The organism is Vibrio sp. 10N.222.55.C7, from assembly GCF_041473335.1.
GTDB classification, from domain to species: Bacteria; Pseudomonadota; Gammaproteobacteria; order Enterobacterales; family Vibrionaceae; genus Vibrio; species Vibrio crassostreae_C.
In genome coordinates this window covers 188,680-212,562 of sequence record NZ_JBFRSC010000007.1, presented here as the reverse complement: position 1 = coordinate 212,562, position 23,883 = coordinate 188,680, and the positions used below count along the sequence as shown (strand labels likewise).

Genomic DNA, 23,883 nt, shown 5'->3' with positions numbered 1-23,883 from the left:
TTGTGCAGCGAAAGTACAAGTTCTGTGCTTTAATTGAACGATAACGTTCGAAGAACAATAATAATGACATCAGGAGTGGGAAATGAAGAGATTACTTATTCTTTTGGCTTTTGCTATGCCTGTTGTTTGTTCAGCGAATAGCTTGCCTCTACTACCCAGCCAGATCGATAGTTCTTCTCATAAATTCTTTATCTCCACACAAAACGCGTCGAGTGAAAGCTTCGATACTTGGAAGATAGACAGTGGCTACTCTTATAGCTTGTTTTCAGATGTGGATCTTTACGTCGGTACACGTATCAATAGTGCGGCACTGAAACAGGAAAGTGGATTCTTGAGTGGTGTCAGTTATCAGTTCTCAGAAAGAGTCTCTTTTAACAGTTCTCTACACACCTATAAAGACGAGACCGAAGACAATGAGAAATCGGTAGCCGCAGAGGTTTCCAGCCGAGTGCAACTAACAGATAACCTAGATTTGCATGCCACCCTTGATTATGAAGAGTGGCAGCAAGGTGTTGAAGTGGGACTAGGGTTTCGCTTTTAGTCTCTTTAGCTTGTTCTTTATTAACAGATTAGTGCGGATTGAGATCCAAACTTTTAGTACATCACAAACCATTCCCCGTTCTAATCTATCAACGGCATTCAATTTGAGTCAGTTACGATTCAATTAACAGCTCAGATGAAATTAACACGCCATTCCAATCGGCATAAATATAGTCACCAGGCTGAATCAGTTGATTATGTATAGAGAGTGTCACATTCACTTGGCCGACACCGCGTTTCTCTGTTTTGAATGGCGATGCACCTAACGCCTGAACGCCAAGGTCCATTTGCGACATCATGCCTACATCACGCACCGCACCGTTTACAATCACGCCTTCCCAACCGTTTTCTATCGCGAGAATAGCGAGTTGATCGCCAAGCAGCGCCTTCTGGCATGAGCCATTTCCGTCAACGACAAGCACTTTGCCACAGCCGTCGGTCTCTAAAACCTCGCGAACCTTGGAATTATCGTGATAACAACGAACTGTTACAATTTTTCCAAAGAACGCACCACGTTGGCCGAAGTTCTGCAATGGCATGTTCAGTAGGGTGACTTCGCTTTCAAACTCATCACACAAGTCGGGTGTTATATCGTGCATATATCCTCCGTGAGTAAGGCGTTACCGGTTATGTCAGGCTAGCCTCTATGCTTTTATATGTTATTAAAATTAATCCTTTGTTTTCATTGTTCTATGCTCAATTTATTACTCAATAAAAGTTGATTGAGCATATTTATCTACTAGACTCTTAAGACAGCTTTCAGCTTCCTTGGTTCATAATCCGGTCTTTAGCAGGCAAGATGTGCGAAGCATCTCGAATAATCATTCTTGTTTTGGTGCTAAATAGTCACCATAACATTGGTTAAGTTGTAGCCATACTATTAAAGTTTGTTGCGATACGGCAATTGATGTAAATCAACAAAGTGAATGGAATTAACATTCTCGCGTTGTTAGCATGCTGTTAACATTATAGAATCCACTCCAATCACTAAAAGAATGATTGAAAGGCGTACTGGATCTACGTTATTGGGCAATACTTCAAGGAAGGCAGATAGCTGGAAGTAAGTGTTTTTTTGAAAACTTTAAGTTATCATCAAAAATACATTACCTGTATGTTATGTTTTTGCCTAGAATTTATTCTATTAGCACAGTTTCGTCACAAATTTAGGTACCGCCAAATGCAAACCCCGCAGATTCTTATCGTTGAAGATGAGCAAGTAACTCGTAACACTCTAAAGAGTATTTTTGAAGCAGAGGGATATGCTGTTTTTGAGGCTAGCGACGGTGAAGAGATGCACCAAGTGCTATCTGACAACCAAGTTAACCTTGTAATTATGGACATCAACCTTCCAGGTAAGAATGGCCTACTACTTGCGCGTGAACTACGTGAGCAAGCAAACGTAGCGCTTATGTTCTTAACTGGTCGTGATAATGAAGTTGATAAGATCCTTGGCCTAGAGATCGGCGCTGATGACTACATCACTAAGCCTTTCAACCCTCGTGAACTGACTATCCGTGCACGCAACCTTCTGAACCGTTCAATGAGCACAAGCTCTGTTCAAGAAGAGAAGCGTAGCGTTGAGAAGTATGAGTTCAACGGTTGGGTACTAGATATCAACAGTCGTTCTCTGGTTAGCCCAGATGGCGAAGGCTACAAGCTACCTCGTTCAGAGTTCCGTGCTCTACTTCACTTCTGTGAGAACCCAGGTAAGATCCAAACACGTGCTGACCTTCTTAAGAAGATGACTGGCCGTGAGCTTAAGCCACACGATCGTACTGTAGACGTAACAATCCGTCGTATTCGTAAGCACTTTGAATCTGTTTCTGGTACGCCAGAAATCATCGCAACGATTCACGGTGAAGGCTACCGCTTTTGTGGTGACCTAGAAGACTAATTCGATTCGCGCCTCTTACCATTTAGCACTACTCACCAGTAAGTGTTTTGAACACTAGAAGCGTCATCAATAGTTATTAAAAAGGGAGAATGCCAACGCATTCTCCCTTTTTTATTGTTCTTAATTGGATAAGATTTTAGTAAACCGTATCCACCTTAACGTCTTTCTCTACTAACCACTTCACGGTTTCGCCATCTTTAAGTTCCACCGCCACATCAACAGGCTTGTCACTGTCGATTTCTAGCTGCCATACAAACGCGACTTCCCATTGAGTTTCACTGTGTGTTCTTAAATCAAGATCGTCAGCCGTTACCAACAAGGTGTCTGCACCCTGTTTAACCGTAACACTTTCAACCGCAAGCGTTGCTGGCAGTTGTGAGTCTGACTCTAGGTAGATAGCACCATGTAGGGTCTTATCTTGAGTCTCGCCAATCGTTGGCATCTTGTTGTGCCAAAGGTTGCTTTTCATGGTAACTGTTGCTGCAGATACTTCGACTTGATTATCTTGCTGCCATTCTACTTGTGGCGCAGAACAACCCGCTAATGCCACTACACATGCGGCGAATGCTAATTTTTTCATTATTCTTCTACCTTTGATTTAACCAACTCTTTAAAACTTCAATGTCATTCTGGTATTCGTTATTTATCTCATCAACCCAATCTGAAATGTTCTCCCACCACGCAGGCAAATCTGGAGATTGAGCTTTCTGGGCAACTTGTTGGATGCGTTTCAGACCAATAGAACCTGCAGCACCTTTAATCTTATGTGCCTCAGAAACGATACTGGCTTTATCTTTCGCGACCATGTTGGAGTTCAATATTTCCATATACTCCGGCATCATATCTTCGAACATCGCGATGTTATCCAAAACCGGTTTCGGTCCAACAATATCAACATAAGACTCTAGCATATCAATATCAAGCAAAGTGGTATCAATTTCTGAAAGAAAAGGCTTACTCGCGTCGACTTTATCAATGCTCTCAACCTTATCGGTGCCCGCTACCTTCTCAATTACCTCTGGTGCATCTTCGATAAGTTCACTGATGACATCTTGGATAGCTCGAACCGACAAAGGTTTACTGATCGCTTCGTCCATGCCTTTCTGGAAGTACTCTTGCTTGTTGTTTAATACGTTCGCAGTTAACGCCACCAAAGGCGGTAGCTGGCTGTATTTCTCGCGGTAGTATTGAGCAATATCGAAACCCGTCATATCTGGCAGTTGGATATCCAACAACACCAAATCATAGTCTTCAGGATTGAAAGCAATTTGCGCCTCTTTACCCGTCATCACGACTGTCACTTCATGGCCAAGGCTTTCAAGTAGAGAGCGAGCCACTGTGATATTGAGTTCAATGTCTTCGACCATAAAGATCTTAAGATTCGACTGTTTTCTTGGCGTTTTGATCAGAGCCTGAGTATCGTGATTCACTGGAACTCGAATCGAAACCGTAAAGGTACTGCCAAAGCCCTCTTCACTGATGACTTCAATGTGGCCATCCATCATATTAATTAGCTGTTGAGAGACAGCGAGACCAATACCCGTGCCGACAGCGTGCAAGTTGTCCGTGCCCGATTTCACCTGATAGTACATCGCGAAGATCTTCTCGATTTCACTTTCAGGGATACCAATACCAGTATCTTCCACTTCCATCGTAATGTTGGCAAAGTCACCATCAATGTCGGCGCTGACTGTCATCACCACTCCACCATCTTTGGTGAACTTCATCGCGTTACTAACAAGGTTCCACAGTACCTGTCTAAGACGAGTACCATCCACCTCAACAGCAGCTGGAAGATCAGACAATCTTTCTAGATCGAACCTTAACCCTTTCTGCTCAGCCATCAACGCAGAGATACTTTCGATCTCGACAACGAAATCTTCAAAGTTAATAGGCGTAGGGAAGAGTTCAAGCTTACGGCGGTCGAACTTATCCATATCAATAATATCGTTGAAGATATTACCCAGTGTCACCGCGCTCACCTTGATGGTTTGCATCTGCTTGCGCTGTTCGGTGGTCAGTTGGCTATCAAGCAGCATGCGGCTCAAGCCAATGATGCCGTTGAGCGGCGTTCTTAACTCGTGGCTAATAGTTGAGATAAAGGTGGTCTTATCGCGGCTGGCTTTTTCTAACGACTCTTGATGCTCTTTACGTTCAGTAATATCGCGGCCAAAACCAACCAAGCCCAAGTGACGACCATCTTTGCTGTAGAAAGGCACTTTACGCAGTTCGAAGTAACTCTTGCGGCCATCTGGGTATTCAAGCCATTGGTCATAAGTCAGTGCTTGGTTGTCAGCAAATACTTTCTTATCGGTTTCAACAACTTGCTGAGCGACCTCTTTACTGTAAACATCCCAAGGAGTTAAACCAACTAGCTCTTTTTCTGTTTTACCAGTGAGCTCTTCAACCGCACGGTTACAACCAGAGAACACACCATCTTCATTACGGTAGTAAATAAGGTCAGGCGAGGCATCGATAAACGAGCGTAACAGTGCAGTACGTTCTGCGAGTTCAAGCTGAGTACGCTCGCGCTGGAACACCTCGTTTTCGAGATCTTGCATTGCTTCTGCGCGCGCTTCTTCCGCTTTTTCACGCTCTTCAATTTCTTGATTAAGCTTCTCGATATTGAGCTGCATTTTATTGTTGAGTTCTTGGTCTCGCTCACGCATGTCGCCAAGTTTAGAGACCAATTTCGCTAACCTTTGACGTGATTCTTCCAACTGGTCCACGACCACTGACAGAAAATATACCGCCCAAGGCGTGATCACTAAACCGAAGAAAACTGAACGGACAATGTCGATGTCATCAACATTGCCTTTGAGTGCAAGGGTGATACCGACTTGCACAACAACAGCGAGGGCAACAAGCGCTAGGGCGAGTAAGATAGAAAAGCGGACAATCCCCAGTTTTACGAGTAGATCCACGTAATACTGGGCAAGATTTTTCATGGGTTTCATTTAGCGCTCCATGCGATAAGACTAGCAACATTCTACCCTGTTTGAAGATGGGAGGTAAGCTAGCTACATCACACGCAGCAAGTGTTCAGCGGTAATTTCGAAGGTTAATTAACCAATACAAATACTAACTAAGCAAAAATAGCCGGGGATAATCAAATTGCCAATTTTATAGCGTTAGCGAATTGAGTATGGATGCACCATTGAACGGTTGCGACCGTCTGATTTCGCTTGATACAACGCACTATCAGCCAAGGCAACAGCCGATTCCATTTCATCATCAGGTGTAGGAATGTAAGAGATAATACCAATACTCACCGTGATGAATTCAGAGACTGTCGACTTCTCATGCGCAAGTTCCAATTTTAGGACTTCATCATGAATACGCTGCGCCACCAGCTGAGCACCTTCGGTCGTTGTATTTGGCAGAATAAAGCCGAACTCTTCACCACCATAACGAGCCACACAATCAGATGAACGATTCAACACCTGCTTAAATGCCTGAGAAACCTGAATCAAAGCATCATCGCCTTGTTGGTGTCCGTAAAAGTCGTTGTAGCCTTTAAAGAAGTCGATATCACATAGCATGATCGTCAGTGGCAGCTTCTCACGCACATGATAATGCCACAGTGTAGAGAGCTGTTCATCGAAACGACGTCGGTTAGACACTTTAGTCAGGCTATCCATAAAGCTGAGGCGTTCAAGTTCAAGGTTGGCTTCTTCAAGCTTTTGTTCTGCTAGATAACGCTCTGTAATATCACGCGCCATGATCAACACACCATTAGTGCTCGATGCTGGATCTCTAAACGGTGATTTGACTACATCATACCAAGTAAATGTTCCATCACTTGAGACCACTTTGTCGATATAACGCAGTGATTTACTTTGATGAAGCACTTGATGATCGGTTTCTGATATTCGCGTATAGATGCTATGTGGCACCACATCTTGTAAACGTTTACCGATCAAGTCACTGACTTCAGAGATACCCAGCGCAGCCACAAATGGTTTATTACACGCTTGATAAACCATGTTTTCATTAAAGATACCAATCGAGTCTGGGCTGGCCTCCAGGAGGTTTTGCAAGATGGTGTCACGCTGCGCAAGTGCCACTTCGGTATCTTTTCGCTTCTCCATCTCGCCACGCAGTTTCTGCTGCATGTCATGCCAATCGGTCACATCATGACTAATAGAGAGCGTGCCGATGGTTTCTCCATCTTGGGAAAGCAGCACACTTTGGTAGGTTTCAAGCAAGCAGCTTTTTCCATCTTGATCTGTAGTCCAAGAGCGTTCACTTACACGACCTTTTAATACTCCACCAGAAACACTCAGGGTGCCCTCTTCAGCACGACCATGCCAAAACTTTTTAAACGAGCGATTACTCGTCACTAACTGACCTTTCTGATCTTTCACGTAGATCAGCTCAGACAAAGAATCCAAAGCGGTACGAGCAACATTCAGTTCTCGAACTTCTTGGGACAGTTCTTCGTTAGTGTTTTTATAAGGTGAGGCGTGAATCATCCAAGCCTGCTTATTTCTAAAATGGATCTTACGACCGATCAAGTTGATCTTGAACGACTCAAATTCAGAAAGCGCCCACAGGGAGACCTGCTCGAAGGCTCGAGAGTTGATGTGGTTGGTTAAGTAGTGACGAAAGCTGTTCTCGCTTTCCACAGTAGGAAAGCGAAAATTAACACCGATTTGGCGGATACCAAGCAACTGCATGGCTTGGCGATTGGCATAGAGTATTTCGCCACTTCGAACATCAACAAAGTAGAGTGGCGACGGGGTAGCAAGTAGAAGCGTTTCGATATGCGACTGATAACGAGAATAGAGATGCCAGCAGATGAGAGCAATCAGCAATACAACAACGATATAAATACCGTAGCCATACGCCCTGTCCCACAACCAAGTCATTACCAGTTCCATTTACTCTCAATCTATACCATAAAATCTGTTAGGGAAATGTTACCACTATTTATTGGTTTTATCTGCTGTTACCTACAGTCACCCATTTCTATTAATTGGCCGTGTTTAAAACAGGCAACGTGTACTCGAATGCAGAGCCCGTTTTGATGCCTTGAGCACCGGTTTTATCCAACGAACGACCTATTTCAGTCATCGCTAACCAGCGGTTCTCACACCATAAAGGAGAAAGTAAGGTTGGGCGTCTCGCCGCTGAAGAAACACGGTGATAAACCACGTCCGCAGGCGTGCGTTGAATGATCTCACTCGCGATATCGATGTACTCTTCAAGGCTTGGGGCTTCTAGCTTTCCTGCCTTCCACGCCTTAGCCATGGTACTGCCCTCTACTATATGAAGGCCGTGCAGCTTAATACCATCGGTGCCAACGGCTAATACCTTGTCTAAGGTTTCAAGGTTATCCGCTTTAGTTTCTTTTGGTAGACCAACAATCAGGTGAGTACACACCTTGATACCTAAAGCGCGTGCGCGTTGGGTGATCGTTTCATACACCGCAAAATCGTGGCCGCGGTTAATTCGCTTGAGGGTTTTATCATTGGCGGTTTGCAGGCCAAGCTCGAGCCAAATCTCATAGCCTTGTTTAACGTAGCCCGCTAACAGATCCAACACCGCATCAGGCACACAGTCTGGTCGCGTACCAACACAAAGGCCGACGATCTCTGCACCGGGTGCTTTTAGCGCCTCTTCATACATATTCTTGAGCACTTGCACCTCAGCATAAGTGCTGGTGTACGCCTGAAAGTAAGCCAGGTACTTCTTGGCACGAGCAATCTCACCCGCACGATCTTTTAGCTGGTCAGCAATACTTTGAATTTGAGTTTGTTCATCGGCAAAGGAAGCCACGTTACAAAACGTGCAACCTCCACGGCCAATTGTCCCGTCTCGGTTTGGGCAGCTGAAACCACCATGAAGCGTCAGCTTGTGAACCTTCTCGCCATAACGGCGTTGAAGGTCTTGGCCGATAGTATTGACCAACTCGTGTAATTGCATATTTTCAAAGCACTCAAGTAAATAAGAATGAATATCAGTCTTTTTTGAAAAAAAATTACATCCCTGCAAAATTCGACCAATTAGTTTACTCAAGGCTTTTTGCGAGCAACCTAACAAATATCAATAAACATGCAAAAAATCGGCTCTATTTGCCTAATGTTGCACATTTGTTAGGCATTAAATTCAAAATAAAACGAAAAAAATGGTCTACATGGGTCAACTTTCATTGCAATTCGCCTAGACAAAATTGTAGGATACTTACACATATTGGCTATTTTTGAGTATTTACTTACAACGAAAACTTGCTAATAAGTCGGTGATATCTAACTCCCACCTATATAAACCACTAGTTTGTGGTTAAAAATAAACAGGTATCACTAAGGATTGTTTTTCTCGCAATACTTTTCCTGCGAGATACGGAAAGGATTCAAACCGCCAGCATAGGCAGGTTTAGACCCATAAATATAAAAGGACAAGGCTGACTTTATACAAATAAGTTGCGCCTAGATTTAACTGGAAGGATGTATCTATGGTAGATCAAGAGCAGAACTCACAGGGTCTGTATACTCCTGAATTGGAGCATGACGCTTGTGGTATCGGTTTTGTTGCGCATCTAAAGAATCGCAAATCTCATGATGTAGTAACTCAAGCACTCGATATGCTTGCACGTATGGAACACCGTGGCGGCCAAGGCTGCGATCCGTGTTCTGGTGATGGTGCAGGTATCCTGCTACAGAAGCCGCACGAATTCTTACTAGAAGAAGCCGTAAAGCTTGGAATTAAGCTGCCATCTTTTGAAAAATATGGTGTTGGTGTTGTACTTTTCCCTAAAGATGAACACAAACGTGCACAGTGTCGTGACATTCTAGAACGCAATGCACAACGCCTTGAGTTAGAAGTTATCGGTTACCGTGAACTTCCAACGGACAATTCAATGATTGGTGCTGACCCACTAAGCACTGAACCTCAATTTGAACACGTATTTATTTCTGGCGGCCCTGGTATCACACCAGAAGAGCTTGAGCGTAAACTGTATGTTCTACGTAACTACACGGTTCGTGTATGCCTAGAAAGCGTTTCAAATATCGGTGATGACTTCTACATCAACTCTATGTCTTACAAGACATTGGTGTACAAAGGTCAGCTAACAACTGAACAAGTTCCTCAGTACTTCCTAGATCTGCAAAACCCAACCATGGTGACAGCTCTAGCACTAGTACACTCTCGCTTCTCTACCAATACATTCCCACGTTGGCGTCTAGCTCAGCCTTTCCGTTACATCGCGCACAATGGCGAAATCAATACGGTTCGCGGCAACCTGAACTGGATGAAAGCACGTGAAGCAATCCTAGAATCGGATCTGTTTACACAAGCTGAAATCGACATGCTGCTTCCTATCTGTCAGGAAGGTAGTTCGGATTCATCAAACTTCGATATGGCACTTGAGCTACTTGTTCTTTCAGGTCGTACTCTGCCACACGCGTTGATGATGATGATCCCGGAAGCATGGCAAGAAAACAAAAACATGGATCCAACTCGTCGTGCGTTCTACCAGTACCACGCGAACGTAATGGAACCATGGGATGGCCCAGCATCAGTATGTTTCACCGATGGTGTTCAAGTAGGTGCAACACTTGACCGTAACGGTCTGCGTCCTTCTCGCTACACAGTAACTAAAGACGACTTCCTAGTAATGGCGTCTGAGTCTGGTGTTGTCGAGATTGCACCTGAAAACGTTGAGTACCGTGGTCGTCTACAACCAGGTCGTATCTTCGTTGCTGACCTTGAGCAAGGCCGCATCATTTCTGATGAAGAAGTGAAAGACAGCATTGCTAAAGCACAACCTTACGAAAAGTGGGTTGAAGAGAACCTTCTGAGCCTGAAAAAGCTACCGGATGCGAGCAACGAATTTAGCCAACCTTCTCCAGAGAAACTACTACACAAACAACAATCGTTTGGCGTGAGTTCTGAAGAAGTAAACGAAATCATTCTACCTCTTGCGAAAACAGGCTACGAGCCACTTTCTGCAATGGGTGCTGACTGGCCGCTAGCGATTCTTTCTCACCAATCGCAGCACCTTTCAAACTACTTCAAACAGTTGTTTGCACAAGTCACTAACCCGCCGATCGACCCGATTCGTGAGCGCATGGTTATGTCTCTGAACACTTACCTAGGTAAAGACCAGAACTTACTTGCTGAAACACCTGAGCACTGTCAAAAAGTAGAACTTGAGTCTCCAGTACTGTCTAACTCTGAGTTAGAAAAACTGCGTGCAATCGATAACGAGCACCTTCAGGCGAAGACGCTGGATATCGTATTCCAAGCAAATGGCGACCAAGGTAAGTTAGAGCGCGCACTTAAGCGTATCTGCCAATACGCAGAAGACGCAGTGATTGATGGCTACTCTATCATCCTACTGACAGACCGTGCGGTTAACTCTAACCATGCCGCTATTCCAGCAATGCTGGCGGTTGGCGCGGTTCACCACCACCTAATCCGTAAAGGTCTACGTGCTAAGTGTGACATCGTTGTTGAAACGGGCGACGCTCGTGAGACACACCACTTTGCAACGCTTATCGGTTATGGTGCAAACGCAGTTAACCCATACCTAGTTATTGAAACGATTGTTGAACTGCAACGTACTAAGAAGCTAGATCCAAACGTACACCCACGTGAGTTATTCGATAACTACCGTAAAGGTGTTAACGGCGGTCTACTTAAGATCTTCTCTAAGATGGGGATCTCTACGCTGCAGTCTTACCACGGTGCACAAATCTTTGAAGCACTTGGTGTTAGCAAATCAGTGGTTGAAAAATACTTCACAGGTACTGTTTCTCGTATCCAAGGTCTAACGATCGACGATATCGCGCGAGAAGTATTGGTTCGTCACCGTGTTGGTTACCCAGCTCGTGAAATTCCAGCTCAGATCCTTGATGTTGGTGGTGTTTACCAGTGGAAACAACGTGGTGAGAAACACTTATTCAACCCAGAAACGATTTCTCTACTTCAAGAATCGACGCGTAACAAAGATTACGGTCAGTTCAAGAAGTACGCAAAAGCAGTTGATGACCAAGGCGACAACGCAGCAACGCTACGTAGCCAACTGGACTTCATCAAGAACCCTGCAGGCTCTATTCCTCTAGCAGAAGTAGAACCAATCGAGAACATTCTTAAGCGTTTCGCAACCGGCGCAATGAGCTTTGGTTCAATCTCGCATGAGGCTCACTCAACACTGGCTGTTGCGATGAACCGCATTGGCGCGAAATCAAACTCAGGTGAAGGTGGTGAAGATCCAGCACGTTTCGAACGTAAAGAAAACGGCGACTGGGAACGTTCAGCAATCAAACAGGTGGCTTCTGGTCGCTTTGGTGTAACGTCTTACTACCTATCTAACGCTGATGAGCTACAAATCAAGATGGCTCAAGGTGCGAAACCGGGCGAAGGTGGTCAACTACCTGGTGATAAGGTTGATGACTGGATCGGCGCAACGCGTCACTCGACTCCGGGCGTAGGTCTTATCTCGCCACCGCCACACCACGATATCTACTCAATCGAAGATTTGGCTCAGCTGATCTACGATCTGAAAAACGCGAACCGTAACGGTCGTGTCAACGTGAAGCTAGTATCAGAAGCTGGCGTAGGTACGATTGCATCGGGTGTAGCGAAAGCGAAAGCTGACGTGGTACTTATCGCAGGTTTTGATGGTGGTACGGGTGCATCTCCGATGTCTTCTATCCGTCATACCGGTCTGCCTTGGGAGCTGGGTCTAGCGGAAACGCACCAAACACTACTGAAAAACGGCCTACGTAACCGTATCGTTGTTCAATCTGATGGTCAGATGAAAACACCACGTGACCTTGCAGTAGCAACGTTACTTGGCGCGGAAGAATGGGGCGTAGCAACAGCAGCATTGGTTGTTGAAGGCTGTATCATGATGCGTAAGTGTCACAAGAATACCTGTCCTGTAGGTATCGCAACACAAAACAAAACTCTGCGTGAGCGTTTCGACGGCCGCGTAGAAGACGTAGTGACTTTCTTCCAATACATGGCTGAAGGTCTACGTGAAGTAATGGCTGAACTTGGCTTCCGCTCTATCGATGAGATGGTAGGTCAATCGCACAAACTTAAAGTTCGTGACGACATCGGCCACTGGAAGTACAAGAACCTAGATCTAACACCTGTACTGCACATTGAGCAGGCTCGTGAAGAAGATGGTATCTACAACCAGACACAACAAAACCACAACCTAGAAGACGTTCTAGACCGCAAGTTGATTCAAGCGGCAATTCCAGCGCTTGAGAAAGGTGAAGCTGTAAATGCGACTTTCCCAATCATCAACACGGACCGCTCAGCGGGTACCATGCTGTCGAACGAAATCTCGAAGGTTTACAAAGACCAAGGTTTACCACAACCAATGAACGTTAAGTTCCACGGTAGTGCTGGCCAATCTTTCGGTGCGTTCCTTGCGAAAGGCGTTAAGTTCGAAGTAGAAGGCGACGCGAACGATTACTGGGGTAAAGGTCTGTCTGGCGGTACTTTGGTTCTGTACCCAGATGCGAAGTCTTCTATCGTTGCTGAAGATAATATCGTGGTTGGTAACGTATGTTTCTACGGTGCAACCTCAGGTGAATCTTTCATTCGCGGTATGGCTGGTGAACGTTTCTGTGTTCGTAACTCAGGTGCGAAGGTTGTTGTTGAGGGCGTTGGTGACCACGGTTGTGAATACATGACTGGCGGTGTTGCCGTTATCCTTGGCTCAACAGGTCGTAACTTTGCTGCGGGTATGAGTGGCGGTGTCGCTTATGTTTGGGACAAAGCAGGTGACTTCGAAACCAAGCTTAACCCAGAACTTGTAGACCTAGATCCAATTGAACAAGAAGATAAAGATCTTCTACTAGATATGCTAACCAAGCACGTTGAATTCACAGGAAGTGAAGTTGCTCAGTCTTTCCTAGACAACTTTGAAGCAAGTGTTGCATCACTGATTAAAGTTATGCCACGCGACTACAAAGCAGTTCTTGAGAAGCGTAAAGCTGAAGCACAACAGGCACAAACGGAAGAAGTGGAGGCAGTATAATGGGTAAGCCTACTGGATTTTTAGAACACGGTCGCGAGCTTCCAAAGAAGCTCGACCCATCGGTTCGTATCGAAGACAACAAAGAGTTCGTACTTAACGAAGAGTTTGGTGACAAGATCAATACTCAAGCATCTCGTTGTATGGACTGTGGCGTACCTTTCTGTCACAGCGGTTGTCCAATTGGTAACATCATCCCAGAATTCAATGACGCGGTTTACCGTGACAGCTGGGAAGAGGCTTGGAACATCCTAAGCTCTACCAATAACTTCCCTGAGTTTACCGGTCGTGTTTGTCCTGCTCCTTGTGAAAGTGCCTGTGTTCTTGGTATCAACCAAGACCCAATCACTATCTGTAATATCGAGAAAACGATTGTAGAAACTGCGTACCGTGAAGGGTACGCAAAACCAAAAACACCTCGCTCTCGCACGGGTAAAACCGTAGCGATTGTTGGCTCTGGACCTGCAGGTCTAGCCGCAGCCGAGCAGCTAAACAGCGCTGGTCACTCAGTGACGGTATTTGAACGTGACGAAAAAGTTGGCGGTCTACTGCGTTTCGGTATCCCAGATTTCAAACTGGGTATGGACGTGATTGATCGTAAGATCAACCTAATGGCTGAAGCAGGCGTAGAGTTTAAAGTTAACCAACACATAGGTGTTGATGTTAACGCTCAGCAACTACGCCAAGAGTTTGATGTGGTATTGCTAACTGGTGGTTCTACGGTTCCACGTGACTTGCCAATCCCAGGTCGTGAGTTGAAAGGCGTTCACTTTGCCATGGAGTTCCTTGGTCAAAACAACCGCCGAGCTAACAACCTAGATCTTAAAACAGAAGAGATTCACGCTAAAGATAAGCACGTTGTGGTTATCGGTGGTGGTGATACTGGCTCTGACTGTGTGGGTACATCAAACCGTCACAAAGCAGCGAGCATTACTCAGGTTGAGATCATGCCGATCCCACCAGAGAAGCGCCCAGCAAACATGCCATGGCCTCAATACCCAATGATCATGAAGACCACGACTTCTCACGAAGAAGGTTGTGAGCGTCACTGGAACATCTTAACCAAAGAGTTCATCGGTAACGATCAAGGTCAGGTGACGGGTCTACGTATCGCAGACATCGTATGGAAAGACGCAGCTCCTGGTGAGCGCCCTACTTTTGATGAAGTAGCAAACTCAGAGCGTGTTATTCCTTGTGACCAAGCATTCCTAGCGATGGGTTTCTTACACCCGGAGCCAACCGGCGTGCTTGCTCAACTAGACATTAAACTGGACGAGCGCGGTAACGTCGCTTCTGAAGGTTTTGCAACGAACCAGAAAGGCGTTTTCGCTGCTGGTGATATGCGTACTGGTCAATCTCTAGTTGTACGTTGTATTAATGAAGGTCGTGAATGTGCAATTGCGATTGATGACTTCTTAATGGGTAACTCAAACTTAGAAGCGAAAGCTGATTCACTCATGCTTTCCGCATAATATTTCTCGGGCTAACGTCAATTACGTTAGCCTAGAGGAAAAGCAATACCCTTCCTAACTTTTATATTTGGCTAGCACTCGATGCTAGCCTTTTTTCTATCTGGCCTTTGGCGTTTTCAAAATCATCCTGTTGTATATGTTAAATCTCGTTAACATTCACCTTATGTATCTCATTGATATCCATCGACTATTTTAGATTATTAAGTGGCTAATCGCGTTTATGCATGATAATTAACCATGAACTTGACCTTAAACACAATTAGCTATACGTTGTAAAGCTGATGAAAATAAAATCAATCGGTTTTGTTAACACAACCAATAACGTTTTAACTGGCTAAAGCAAACTATCAGTTTATAAAAAACAACAAGTATATGAATAGTTAGTCATTTACTGTCTGGATGACAGAGAAGCAAAAGGGAGAATTGCAATGGCTCTATATGATCCTAGTCTTGAAAAAGACAACTGTGGATTTGGTTTAATAGCGCAAATGGAAGGCCAACCTAGTCATAAGTTGGTAAGAACTGCTATTTCAGCCCTCGATCGCATGACACACCGTGGTGGTATCGCTGCGGATGGTAAAACCGGGGATGGCTGTGGCTTATTACTACAGAAGCCTGACTCTTATCTCAGAATTATTGCTGAAGAGAATAACTTCAAGCTCGGCAAGCAATACGCTGTCGGCATGATTTTCTTCAGCCAAGATCCAATCAAAGCGCAATCCGCGCAAGACATCGTCAATAAAGAGCTCGCTCAAGAGACCTTAACGGTTGCAGGTTGGCGCGTAGTACCGACCAACACCGACGTATTAGGTCCGATTGCCAAAGATTCAGTTCCCAATATTCAGCAAGTGTTTATCTCGGCCCCCGCGGGTTGGCGTGAACGCGATATTGAACGACGCCTTTATATCGCTCGTCGCAGAATTGAAAAACAGATCACCGAAGACAAAGATTTCTATATTTGTAGCCTTTCGACACAAGTCATGGTTTACAAAGGTCTGTGTATGCCGGCCGATCTTCCGCGATTTTACCTCGATCTTGCAGACTTACGCATGGAATCGGCGATATGTCTGTTCCACCAGCGTTTCTCAACCAATACTCAGCCACGTTGGCCACTGGCTCAACCATTCCGCTATTTAGCGCACAATGGTGAGATCAATACCATTGAAGGTAACCGACAATGGGCTAAGGCTCGTGCCTATAAATTCTCTTCGCCGTTGCTGCCAGATTTACAAACCGCCGCACCCTTTGTGAATGAGACAGGCTCAGATTCATCAAGCCTAGATAACATGCTCGACCTGTTCCTTGCCGGTGGTATGGATGTGTTCCGAGCGATGCGCATGCTTGTGCCGCCCGCTTGGCAAAACCACCCAGATATGGACCCAGATCTACGTGCATTCTACGACTTCAACTCCAAGCACATGGAACCGTGGGATGGCCCTGCAGGTATCGTACTTTCTGATGGTCGTTACGCTGCGTGTAACCTCGATAGAAATGGCCTGCGTCCTGCGCGTTATGTCATCACCAAAGACAACCTGATCACCTTGGCATCTGAGGTCGGTATCTGGAACTACGCGCCAGATGAAGTGGCAGAGAAAGGGCGTGTCGGCCCAGGTGAATTGCTCGTCATAGATACGCGCCGCGGTAAATTGTGGCAATCTAACGAGATCGACAATGACCTTAAAGGTCGCCATCCTTATAAAGAGTGGATGGAAAAGAACGTTCACAAACTCACACCGTTTTCCGATCTGCCCGATGAGCAAGTCGGTAAGCGCAGCTTTGACGATGACACGCTCAAGACCTACCAAAAACAGTTTGCGATGAGCAACGAAGAGTCCGACCAAGTGCTGCGTGTGCTTGGTGATATGGGGCAAGAAGCAGTAGGCTCAATGGGCGACGACACGCCAATGGCTGTGCTCTCTTCAAAAGAACGCTTGGTCACTGATTACTTCCGTCAAAAGTTTGCACAAGTCACCAACCCACCGATTGATCCATTGCGTGAAAAACACGTGATGTCTTTGGCGACCAGTATTGGGAAAGAGATGAACGTGTTCTGTGAAACAGACGGTCACGCCTATCGTGTCACGTTTGATTCACCAGTACTGCTTTACTCAGACATGCAGCAGCTTCTGCAGTTGAGTCAAAAACATTATCGTCATGTCATTCTCAGCATGCACTACGACCCGAATAACCAAGATCTAGAACAAGCAATCAAAGCAGTATGTGATAGCGCCGAACAAGAAGTCAGCGAAGGTGCGGTTTTAGTTGTGCTGTCGGACAAAGGTTTAGAGAAAGGAAAACTACCGATCCCTGCAGCCATGTTGGTTGGTGCGGTGCAAACAAGGCTTGCTGATACCAACCTGCGTTGTGATGCCAACATCGTTGTTGAGACAGCAACTGCGCGCGACCCACACCAATTTGCTGTGCTGCTTGGCTTCGGTGCAACCGCGGTTTACCCATACCTCGCTTATGAAGCGTTAGGTAAAATGTTGGATGATGGCTCTTTAGATAAAGATTATCGTGCCGCAATGCAAAATTACCAAAACGGCATCAACAAAGGTCTGTACAAGATCATGTCGAAGATGGGAATTTCAACCATTGCCTCTTATCGCTGTTCACAGCTTTTCGAAGCCGTTGGCCTTCATTCCGATGTTGTTGAGCTCTGTTTCCGCGGAGTTACCACTCGAATCCAAGGCGCAAGCTTTAGCGATTTCCAACAAGATATCTATAACTTATCGCGTAAAGCCTGGACTAAGCGTAAGCCAATCGAGCACGGTGGTTTACTCAAATACGTACACGGCGGCGAATATCACGCCTATAACCCTGATGTGGTTGGCACTCTGCAAACTGCAGTAAAAACAGGTGAGACATCGGATTATCTCTCTTTTGCTAAGCAAGTAAATGCTCGTCCAGCTGCGATGTTACGCGACTTAATGAGCCTCAAAAAAGCAGCTCAGCCTCTACCACTAGAGCAAGTCGAGCCTAACAGCGATCTGTTTAAACGCTTCGACTCTGCGGCAATGTCGATCGGTGCTTTGAGCCCAGAAGCGCATGAAGCATTAGCAATGGCGATGAACCGCTTGGGTGGTTACTCAAACTCTGGTGAAGGTGGTGAAGACCCTCGACGCTTTGGTACTGACCGTAACTCTCGTATCAAGCAGATAGCTTCCGGTCGTTTTGGTGTGACGCCACATTACTTAACCAATGCGGATGTTTTGCAGATCAAGGTCGCGCAAGGTGCGAAGCCTGGAGAAGGTGGTCAACTGCCCGGCCATAAAGTTACCGCAGAAATCGCTAAGCTGAGATATTCAGTTCAAGGGGTGACACTGATCTCCCCTCCTCCACATCACGATATTTATTCTATCGAGGATCTAGCGCAGCTGATTTTCGACCTTAAACAAGTGAACCCTAAAGCCTTGGTTTCAGTAAAGTTAGTATCGGAACCGGGTGTAGGCACGATTGCAACTGGTGTAGCGAAAGCCTATGCCGATCTGATCACCATTTCTGGCTACGATGGCGGTACCGCGGCAAGCCCTCTAACCTCGGTAAAATACGCAGGTTGCCCTTGGGAGCTTGGCTTAGCAGAAACTCAACAAGCACTGGTTGCTAACGGGCTTCGTCATAAGATCCGCCTGCAAGTCGATGGTGGTTTAAAAACTGGCCTTGATGTGATTAAAGGTGCGATTCTCGGTGCAGAAAGCTTTGGTTTTGGTACCGCGCCAATGGTCGCAATGGGTTGTAAGTTCTTACGAATTTGTCACCTAAACAACTGTGCGACGGGTGTTGCGACTCAAGATGAAACACTACGCCGCGAATACTTCAAAGGCCTGCCAGACATGGTAGTGAACTACTTTACAGGCCTAGCCGATGAAGTTCGCCAATACCTTGCAGAACTCGGCGTAGAAAAACTAACGGACCTGATTGGTCGTACTGACTTACTTGAAGCCGTTCAAGGCCTCACCGCGAAACAGAACAAGCTCGATCTCTCTTCAATACTCGAAGCTCCGGTATCTCCAGAAGGTCACCCACTGTTTTGGACCGAGCCAAACGCACCATTTGATAAAGCTCAGCTCAACCAGCAGATTCTGGATGATGCACTCGATGCAATTGAGAAACGTCAATCCACCAGCCTTTACTACAACGTGATCAACACAGACCGCTCGATTGGTGCTCGTATCTCTGGTGAAATTGCTAAGCGATACGGCAACCAAGGGATGGCAGGTTCACCAATCAAGTTATATCTCGACGGTACAGCAGGCCAATCTTTTGCGGTTTGGAACGCAGGCGGCGTTGAGCTTTACCTAACAGGCGATGCCAATGACTATGTTGGCAAAGGCATGGCTGGCGGCAAAGTGGTTATCAAGCCTCACCAAGGCACCGCATTTACTTGTAACGAAGCGACCATCATAGGCAACACCTGTCTGTATGGCGCAACTGGAGGCAAGCTGTTTGCAGCTGGTACGGCTGGCGAACGATTTGGCGTACGTAACTCAGGTACGGTTGCTGTGATTGAAGGCGCTGGTGACAACGCCTGTGAATACATGACCGGCGGTATTGTTGCCATTCTTGGCGCAACTGGCGTCAACTTCGGCGCCGGTATGACAGGTGGTTTTGCTTATGTCATGGATAAGAACGAAGACTTCCAAGGTCGAGTAAATAACGAGTCGGTCGAGGCACTTTCTCTGTCTGATCTATTTATCCACCAAGAACATCTGCGTGGCTTAATTGCAGAACACTTAGAAGAGACTGGCTCAGTACACGCTGAAGCTATTCTGGCGAACTTTGATGAATGGATTCCGAAGTTCTACCTAGTGAAGCCAAAGACGGCGGATCTTAACACCTTGCTCGGTCACCAAAGCCGCAGCTCTGCTGAACTTCGTGTTCAAGCGCAATAATTGGAAGGAGCCAATAATGAGCCAGAATGTATACCAATTTATTGATGTGAATCGCGTAGACCCAGCGAAGAAACCAATCAAGATACGTAAGATTGAGTTTGTAGAGATCTACGAACCTTTCACTAAACAGCAAGCAAAAGCGCAAGCAGACCGTTGTTTAGACTGTGGTAACCCATACTGTGAATGGAAATGTCCTGTTCACAACTACATCCCTCAGTGGCTTAAGCTTGCCAATGAAGGGCGTATTATCGAAGCCGCTGAACTGTCTCACCAAACCAACAGCCTGCCTGAGGTTTGCGGTCGAGTTTGCCCTCAAGACCGCTTGTGTGAGGGCTCTTGTACCCTCAATGACGATTTCGGTGCCGTAACCATTGGCAATATTGAAAAGTACATTACCGACAAAGCCTTTGAGATGGGTTGGAAGCCTGACATGTCTCACGTTGAGTGGACTGATAAAAAGGTCGCGATCATCGGTGCGGGGCCAGCAGGTCTAGCGGCGGCTGACATCCTAGTTCGTAATGGCGTAAAAGCCGTTGTGTTTGACCGCTATCCGGAGATCGGTGGCCTACTGACGTTTGGTATTCCATCGTTCAAGCTTGAGAAAGGCATCATGGAAAATCGTCGCCGTATCTTTAGCGAGATGGGCGTCGAGTTCCAAATGAATACCGAAGTCGGCAAAGACGTTCAACTACAACAACTGGTCGATGACTACGATGCTGTCTTCTTAGGTGTCGGTACCTATAAAAACATGCGTGCTGGGTTAGATAACGAAGACGCACCGGGCGTTTATGATGCACTGCCATTCCTTGTTTCCAATACCTACAAGGTCATGGAACTGGATAACCCAACACCATTCATCGACATGAAAGGCAAAAAAGTGGTTGTGCTCGGTGGTGGTGATACCGCGATGGACTGTGTCCGAACTTCGATTCGTCAGCATGCAGCTAATGTTGTTTGTGCTTATCGCCGAGATGAAGCGAATATGCCGGGCTCTCGCCGTGAGGTGAAGAATGCGCGTGAAGAGGGGGTGAAGTTCAAGTTCAACCTCCAACCTATTGGCTTAGAGCTTAACAGCGCTGGTCATGTGGTTGGCGTTAAATTCGTGAAAACCGCTTTGGGTGAACCTGATGAAGCAGGCCGTCGTCGTCCAGAACCTGTCGAAGGTAGTGAGCATGTTCTTGAGGCTGATGCCGTAATTATGGCATTTGGTTTCCAACCTCATACGATGGAATGGCTAGAACCTTTCGGTGTGGAGCTCGATCAGTGGGGCCGCATCAAGGCTCCTAACAAACAAGAGTTTCAATACCAAACCACCAACAGCAAGATCTTTGCAGGTGGTGATGCGGTTCGAGGATCTGACTTAGTGGTGACCGCTATCGATGAAGGCCGTAAAGCCGCAGAAGGGATCTTGGACTACCTAGAAGTGTGACCAGGGCGTGTTGATCTTTCGAGCTGATTTTTGCAGCGAGTTGCTGGGCATTTATACAAGGCAGAGGCGTCGATGTGTAGCTAGCCTACATGAGAAGCCGATAACGTAGTAGAAATGACCAGCAAACGCTGCCCGAAGGGTTCGGCTAAAAGCGTTTTACTCTTTGTTGAGGGAGATTTGCTTAGAGTGACTAGGCTACTTCCCCCTCGCCGCGATTAAAACGCTTTTATCTCGAACAAAATTTAACCACGAAAGGTCAACACGCCCTAGTATAAGGTTTCCTTTATTACTCAGGCCGTTACTATAAAAAAGGGATCCAATGATGGATCCTTTTTTGAATTAGATACGTTTATCACAAGCATATCGAAAAATACGTAAAACAATCGCAAACAAGCCAATACCTATAACTACAATTAAAACAACGCCATAGGAAACATTATGAAAAAAGCAGCTCTCCTCTCGTTATCACTTTTAACGTTAACCGCTTGCAGCCAAGGAATCACGGACATGAAAGACAGAACTTCATCACCTTGTGGAGACAAACCAAACTGCGTATCAACTCAAGATGATCGTGAGCAACATGCATTGGCCGCGTTTGAGTTGTCAGATTCAGCGAGCTTAGATGCGATTGAGCAGGTTGCGCTAACCTTACCGGGATCAAAAACCGCGAGTAAAACAGAAGATTATCTGCGTGTTGAATGTACTTCGCGCATCATGCGTTTTGTCGATGACTTAGAACTTAAAATCACGGATGGCAAACTGATCGTGCGTTCAGAGTCTCGTACTGGCCATTCTGATTTTGGCGTAAACCGAAAACGAGCTGAACAACTTCGTGCTAGCTTGAAAAGCGAAGGCCTAATCAAATAGATAAAAGAATACGCAGATAAATCGCTACTATTCGGATGAGAAGTGCCTCTGGGCAGTCGCTCGACACTTCTTATCCATGCTACAATTTCGCTCTACTGTTTAAATATTATTTATTAAGAGACTACACATGAAAATCGGCATCATTGGCGCAATGGAGCAAGAAGTTGCGATCCTAAAAGCAGCAATTTCAGACATTACTGAAGTTAATAAAGGCGGTTGTACCTTTTTCTCTGGTCAGCTAAATGGTGTTGACGTTGTTTTGCTTCAATCTGGCATTGGTAAAGTAGCAGCGGCTGTTGGTACTTCAATCCTACTAAGCGAATACCAACCAGATGCCGTTCTGAACACGGGCTCTGCTGGCGGTTTTGATTCAACACTGAACCTTGGCGATGTGGTTATCTCAACTGAAGTTCGACACCACGATGCAGACGTTACAGCTTTCGGTTACGAAATCGGCCAAATGGCAGGTCAACCTGCAGCGTTCAAAGCTGACGACAAACTGATGGCTGTTGCTGAACAAGCACTAGCACAAATGGAAGACAAGCATGCCGTTCGCGGTCTTATCTGTACTGGCGACGCATTTGTTTGCACAGCAGAACGCCAAGAGTTCATCCGCAAGCACTTCCCATCTGTTGTTGCTGTAGAGATGGAAGCATCGGCTATCGCTCAAGCTTGTCACCAATTCCAAGTACCATTCGTGGTTGTTCGTGCAATCTCTGATGTTGCAGACAAAGAATCACCAATGAGCTTCGAAGAGTTCCTGCCACTAGCAGCGCAAAGCTCTTCTGAAATGGTTATCAAGATGGTTGCCCTACTAAAGTAAGCGACTAGACATGCAAACACTGTTTGATCAGGTATTTGCAAATGGCGTGCTCCTTGTGATGTGGGGAGCACTGCTTTTTCATTTAATTTTACCTATCCCCCATGCCGCACACCCCACGACCTTATGGCATAAGTTTGCTGAGCTTTTAGCAAGCAAGGTTAATAACAACCACAACTATTCCCAAAGTTTAATCTCAGGCACATTAGCCTGGGGGTTAATGGTACTGCCAACTCTGGTTATTCTATTGGCACTGCAACCATTGGTTTGGCAATCTCAACTGTTTGAATTGGCACTGTTATTACTCGCGATTGATTGGCGCAATAATGAAAAGCTGGCTAACCAACTGATCAAAGTACTTGGCCGAGAAGATAAAGCGGCCGCTCGTCAGTTACTGGCTCCGATTGTCAACCGTCAAACCGAATCACTTTCGTCACTTGGCCTCGGCAAAGCCGCCACAGAAACCATAATCATGGGTTACGCTCGTAACGTAGTTTGTGTGTTGTTCTGGTACGCCATTGGTGGTGGAATCGCTGCGTTAATGTATCGCCTTGTGGTCGAGTTAGCTCGAGCGTGGTCGCCAAGTCGCAAGCAGTTTTCTCCTTTCGGCTCAACGGCAATCAAGATCGTCGCGATTCTAGAACTTATACCAATGCGCTTATTTGCCTTGATGATCGTCTTTGGTGATAAAGCAACGCACACATTTAAGATGATGCTAGTCCAAAGTCGCTCTTGGCCACTACCCGGCCCAGCCTGGTTAATCACGGCTGTTGGCAACAAGCTGGAGTTATCATTAGGTGGCCCTGCGATTTACGACAACACTAAAGCCATTCGCGCGAAATTAGGCGGAAGAATCGCACCGTCAGCTCTGCATCTATCTCAGGTTCAGAAACTACTCTTTGGTCGCATCGCTATCTGGATATTTTTACAAAGCCTAGCCTTACTATTTATTCACCAAGGGATTTAG

The 23,883-nt window shown here is 46.0% G+C and carries 14 protein-coding genes and 1 pseudogene; 10 read left to right on the top strand and 5 right to left on the bottom strand.

Annotated features, from left to right (window positions below):
• Nucleotides 1-82 precede the first annotated feature (82 nt).
• Nucleotides 83-541 carry a hypothetical protein gene (locus AB4482_RS02435; protein ID WP_017070076.1) on the top strand — a complete coding sequence of 153 codons (459 nt, stop codon included), beginning with the start codon at nucleotides 83-85 and terminating at the stop codon, nucleotides 539-541.
• 112 nt (nucleotides 542-653) lie between these two features.
• On the opposite strand, the gene AB4482_RS02430 is transcribed toward AB4482_RS02435, so the two are convergent.
• On the bottom strand, nucleotides 654-1,139 hold the full coding sequence (locus AB4482_RS02430; RefSeq protein ID WP_017059310.1) for a putative 4-hydroxy-4-methyl-2-oxoglutarate aldolase: 486 nt from the start codon (nucleotides 1,137-1,139) through the stop codon (nucleotides 654-656).
• Nucleotides 1,140-1,186: 47 nt separating this feature from the next.
• Here AB4482_RS02430 and AB4482_RS02425 point away from each other — a divergent pair.
• Nucleotides 1,187-1,288, top strand: a pseudogene (locus AB4482_RS02425) (ribonuclease activity regulator protein RraA); the annotation flags it as partial.
• 429 nt (nucleotides 1,289-1,717) lie between these two features.
• Nucleotides 1,718-2,434, top strand: a complete 717-nt coding sequence (gene arcA, locus AB4482_RS02420; RefSeq protein ID WP_004741534.1) for a two-component system response regulator ArcA — start codon at nucleotides 1,718-1,720, stop codon at nucleotides 2,432-2,434.
• Nucleotides 2,435-2,570: 136 nt separating this feature from the next.
• On the opposite strand, the gene AB4482_RS02415 is transcribed toward arcA, so the two are convergent.
• The 4 genes from AB4482_RS02415 to AB4482_RS02400 form a co-directional block, all read right to left on the bottom strand.
• Nucleotides 2,571-3,014 (bottom strand): hypothetical protein, encoded by a 444-nt coding sequence (locus AB4482_RS02415; RefSeq protein ID WP_017062884.1) that lies wholly within the window; start codon nucleotides 3,012-3,014, stop codon nucleotides 2,571-2,573.
• A gap of 7 nt (nucleotides 3,015-3,021) precedes the next feature.
• Complete coding sequence (arcB, locus tag AB4482_RS02410) at nucleotides 3,022-5,391, bottom strand: aerobic respiration two-component sensor histidine kinase ArcB (RefSeq protein WP_372123292.1); 2,370 nt, start codon at nucleotides 5,389-5,391, stop codon at nucleotides 3,022-3,024.
• 174 nt (nucleotides 5,392-5,565) lie between these two features.
• Complete coding sequence (locus tag AB4482_RS02405) at nucleotides 5,566-7,317, bottom strand: diguanylate cyclase domain-containing protein (protein WP_017059307.1); 1,752 nt, start codon at nucleotides 7,315-7,317, stop codon at nucleotides 5,566-5,568.
• 91 nt (nucleotides 7,318-7,408) lie between these two features.
• Nucleotides 7,409-8,362 (bottom strand): TIGR01212 family radical SAM protein, encoded by a 954-nt coding sequence (locus AB4482_RS02400; RefSeq protein ID WP_372131534.1) that lies wholly within the window; start codon nucleotides 8,360-8,362, stop codon nucleotides 7,409-7,411.
• 529 nt (nucleotides 8,363-8,891) lie between these two features.
• Between AB4482_RS02400 and gltB (AB4482_RS02395) the strand changes: the two genes are divergently transcribed.
• From gltB (AB4482_RS02395) to AB4482_RS02365, 7 genes are all read left to right on the top strand, one after another.
• Nucleotides 8,892-13,439 (top strand): glutamate synthase large subunit, encoded by a 4,548-nt coding sequence (gene gltB, locus AB4482_RS02395; RefSeq protein WP_372131532.1) that lies wholly within the window; start codon nucleotides 8,892-8,894, stop codon nucleotides 13,437-13,439.
• Entirely contained in the window at nucleotides 13,439-14,908 is a 1,470-nt protein-coding gene (locus tag AB4482_RS02390) for a glutamate synthase subunit beta (protein WP_372131530.1), read from the top strand. Before gltB (AB4482_RS02395) ends, AB4482_RS02390 begins: the two co-directional genes overlap by 1 nt.
• 428 nt (nucleotides 14,909-15,336) lie before the next feature.
• Nucleotides 15,337-19,800 carry a glutamate synthase large subunit gene (gltB, locus tag AB4482_RS02385; RefSeq protein WP_372131528.1) on the top strand — a complete coding sequence of 1,488 codons (4,464 nt, stop codon included), beginning with the start codon at nucleotides 15,337-15,339 and terminating at the stop codon, nucleotides 19,798-19,800.
• 16 nt (nucleotides 19,801-19,816) lie between these two features.
• Nucleotides 19,817-21,229, top strand: coding sequence for an FAD-dependent oxidoreductase (locus AB4482_RS02380; RefSeq protein WP_372180495.1), 1,413 nt, complete (start codon nucleotides 19,817-19,819; stop codon nucleotides 21,227-21,229).
• A 438-nt stretch (nucleotides 21,230-21,667) separates the two neighbouring features.
• Complete coding sequence (locus AB4482_RS02375; protein WP_017059301.1) at nucleotides 21,668-22,096, top strand: DUF1499 domain-containing protein; 429 nt, start codon at nucleotides 21,668-21,670, stop codon at nucleotides 22,094-22,096.
• A gap of 127 nt (nucleotides 22,097-22,223) precedes the next feature.
• Nucleotides 22,224-22,919, top strand: coding sequence for a 5'-methylthioadenosine/S-adenosylhomocysteine nucleosidase (gene mtnN / locus AB4482_RS02370; RefSeq protein ID WP_017059300.1), 696 nt, complete (start codon nucleotides 22,224-22,226; stop codon nucleotides 22,917-22,919).
• 10 nt (nucleotides 22,920-22,929) lie between these two features.
• A complete protein-coding gene (locus AB4482_RS02365; RefSeq protein ID WP_102332777.1) occupies nucleotides 22,930-23,883 on the top strand; it encodes a cobalamin biosynthesis family protein in 954 nt (317 codons plus the stop codon).

Bases quoted from the DNA above. Each gene is read 5' to 3' on its own strand.
- AB4482_RS02435 (WP_017070076.1), top strand. From the start codon at position 83: ATGAAGAGATTACTTATTCTTTTGGCTTTTGCTATGCCTGTTGTTTGT.
- AB4482_RS02430 (WP_017059310.1), bottom strand. From the start codon at position 1,139: ATGCACGATATAACACCCGACTTGTGTGATGAGTTTGAAAGCGAAGTC.
- arcA (WP_004741534.1), top strand. From the start codon at position 1,718: ATGCAAACCCCGCAGATTCTTATCGTTGAAGATGAGCAAGTAACTCGT.
- AB4482_RS02415 (WP_017062884.1), bottom strand. From the start codon at position 3,014: ATGAAAAAATTAGCATTCGCCGCATGTGTAGTGGCATTAGCGGGTTGT.
- arcB (WP_372123292.1), bottom strand. From the start codon at position 5,391: ATGAAACCCATGAAAAATCTTGCCCAGTATTACGTGGATCTACTCGTA.
- AB4482_RS02405 (WP_017059307.1), bottom strand. From the start codon at position 7,317: ATGGAACTGGTAATGACTTGGTTGTGGGACAGGGCGTATGGCTACGGT.
- AB4482_RS02400 (WP_372131534.1), bottom strand. From the start codon at position 8,362: ATGCAATTACACGAGTTGGTCAATACTATCGGCCAAGACCTTCAACGC.
- gltB (WP_372131532.1), top strand. From the start codon at position 8,892: ATGGTAGATCAAGAGCAGAACTCACAGGGTCTGTATACTCCTGAATTG.
- AB4482_RS02390 (WP_372131530.1), top strand. From the start codon at position 13,439: ATGGGTAAGCCTACTGGATTTTTAGAACACGGTCGCGAGCTTCCAAAG.
- gltB (WP_372131528.1), top strand. From the start codon at position 15,337: ATGGCTCTATATGATCCTAGTCTTGAAAAAGACAACTGTGGATTTGGT.
- AB4482_RS02380 (WP_372180495.1), top strand. From the start codon at position 19,817: ATGAGCCAGAATGTATACCAATTTATTGATGTGAATCGCGTAGACCCA.
- AB4482_RS02375 (WP_017059301.1), top strand. From the start codon at position 21,668: ATGAAAAAAGCAGCTCTCCTCTCGTTATCACTTTTAACGTTAACCGCT.
- mtnN (WP_017059300.1), top strand. From the start codon at position 22,224: ATGAAAATCGGCATCATTGGCGCAATGGAGCAAGAAGTTGCGATCCTA.
- AB4482_RS02365 (WP_102332777.1), top strand. From the start codon at position 22,930: ATGCAAACACTGTTTGATCAGGTATTTGCAAATGGCGTGCTCCTTGTG.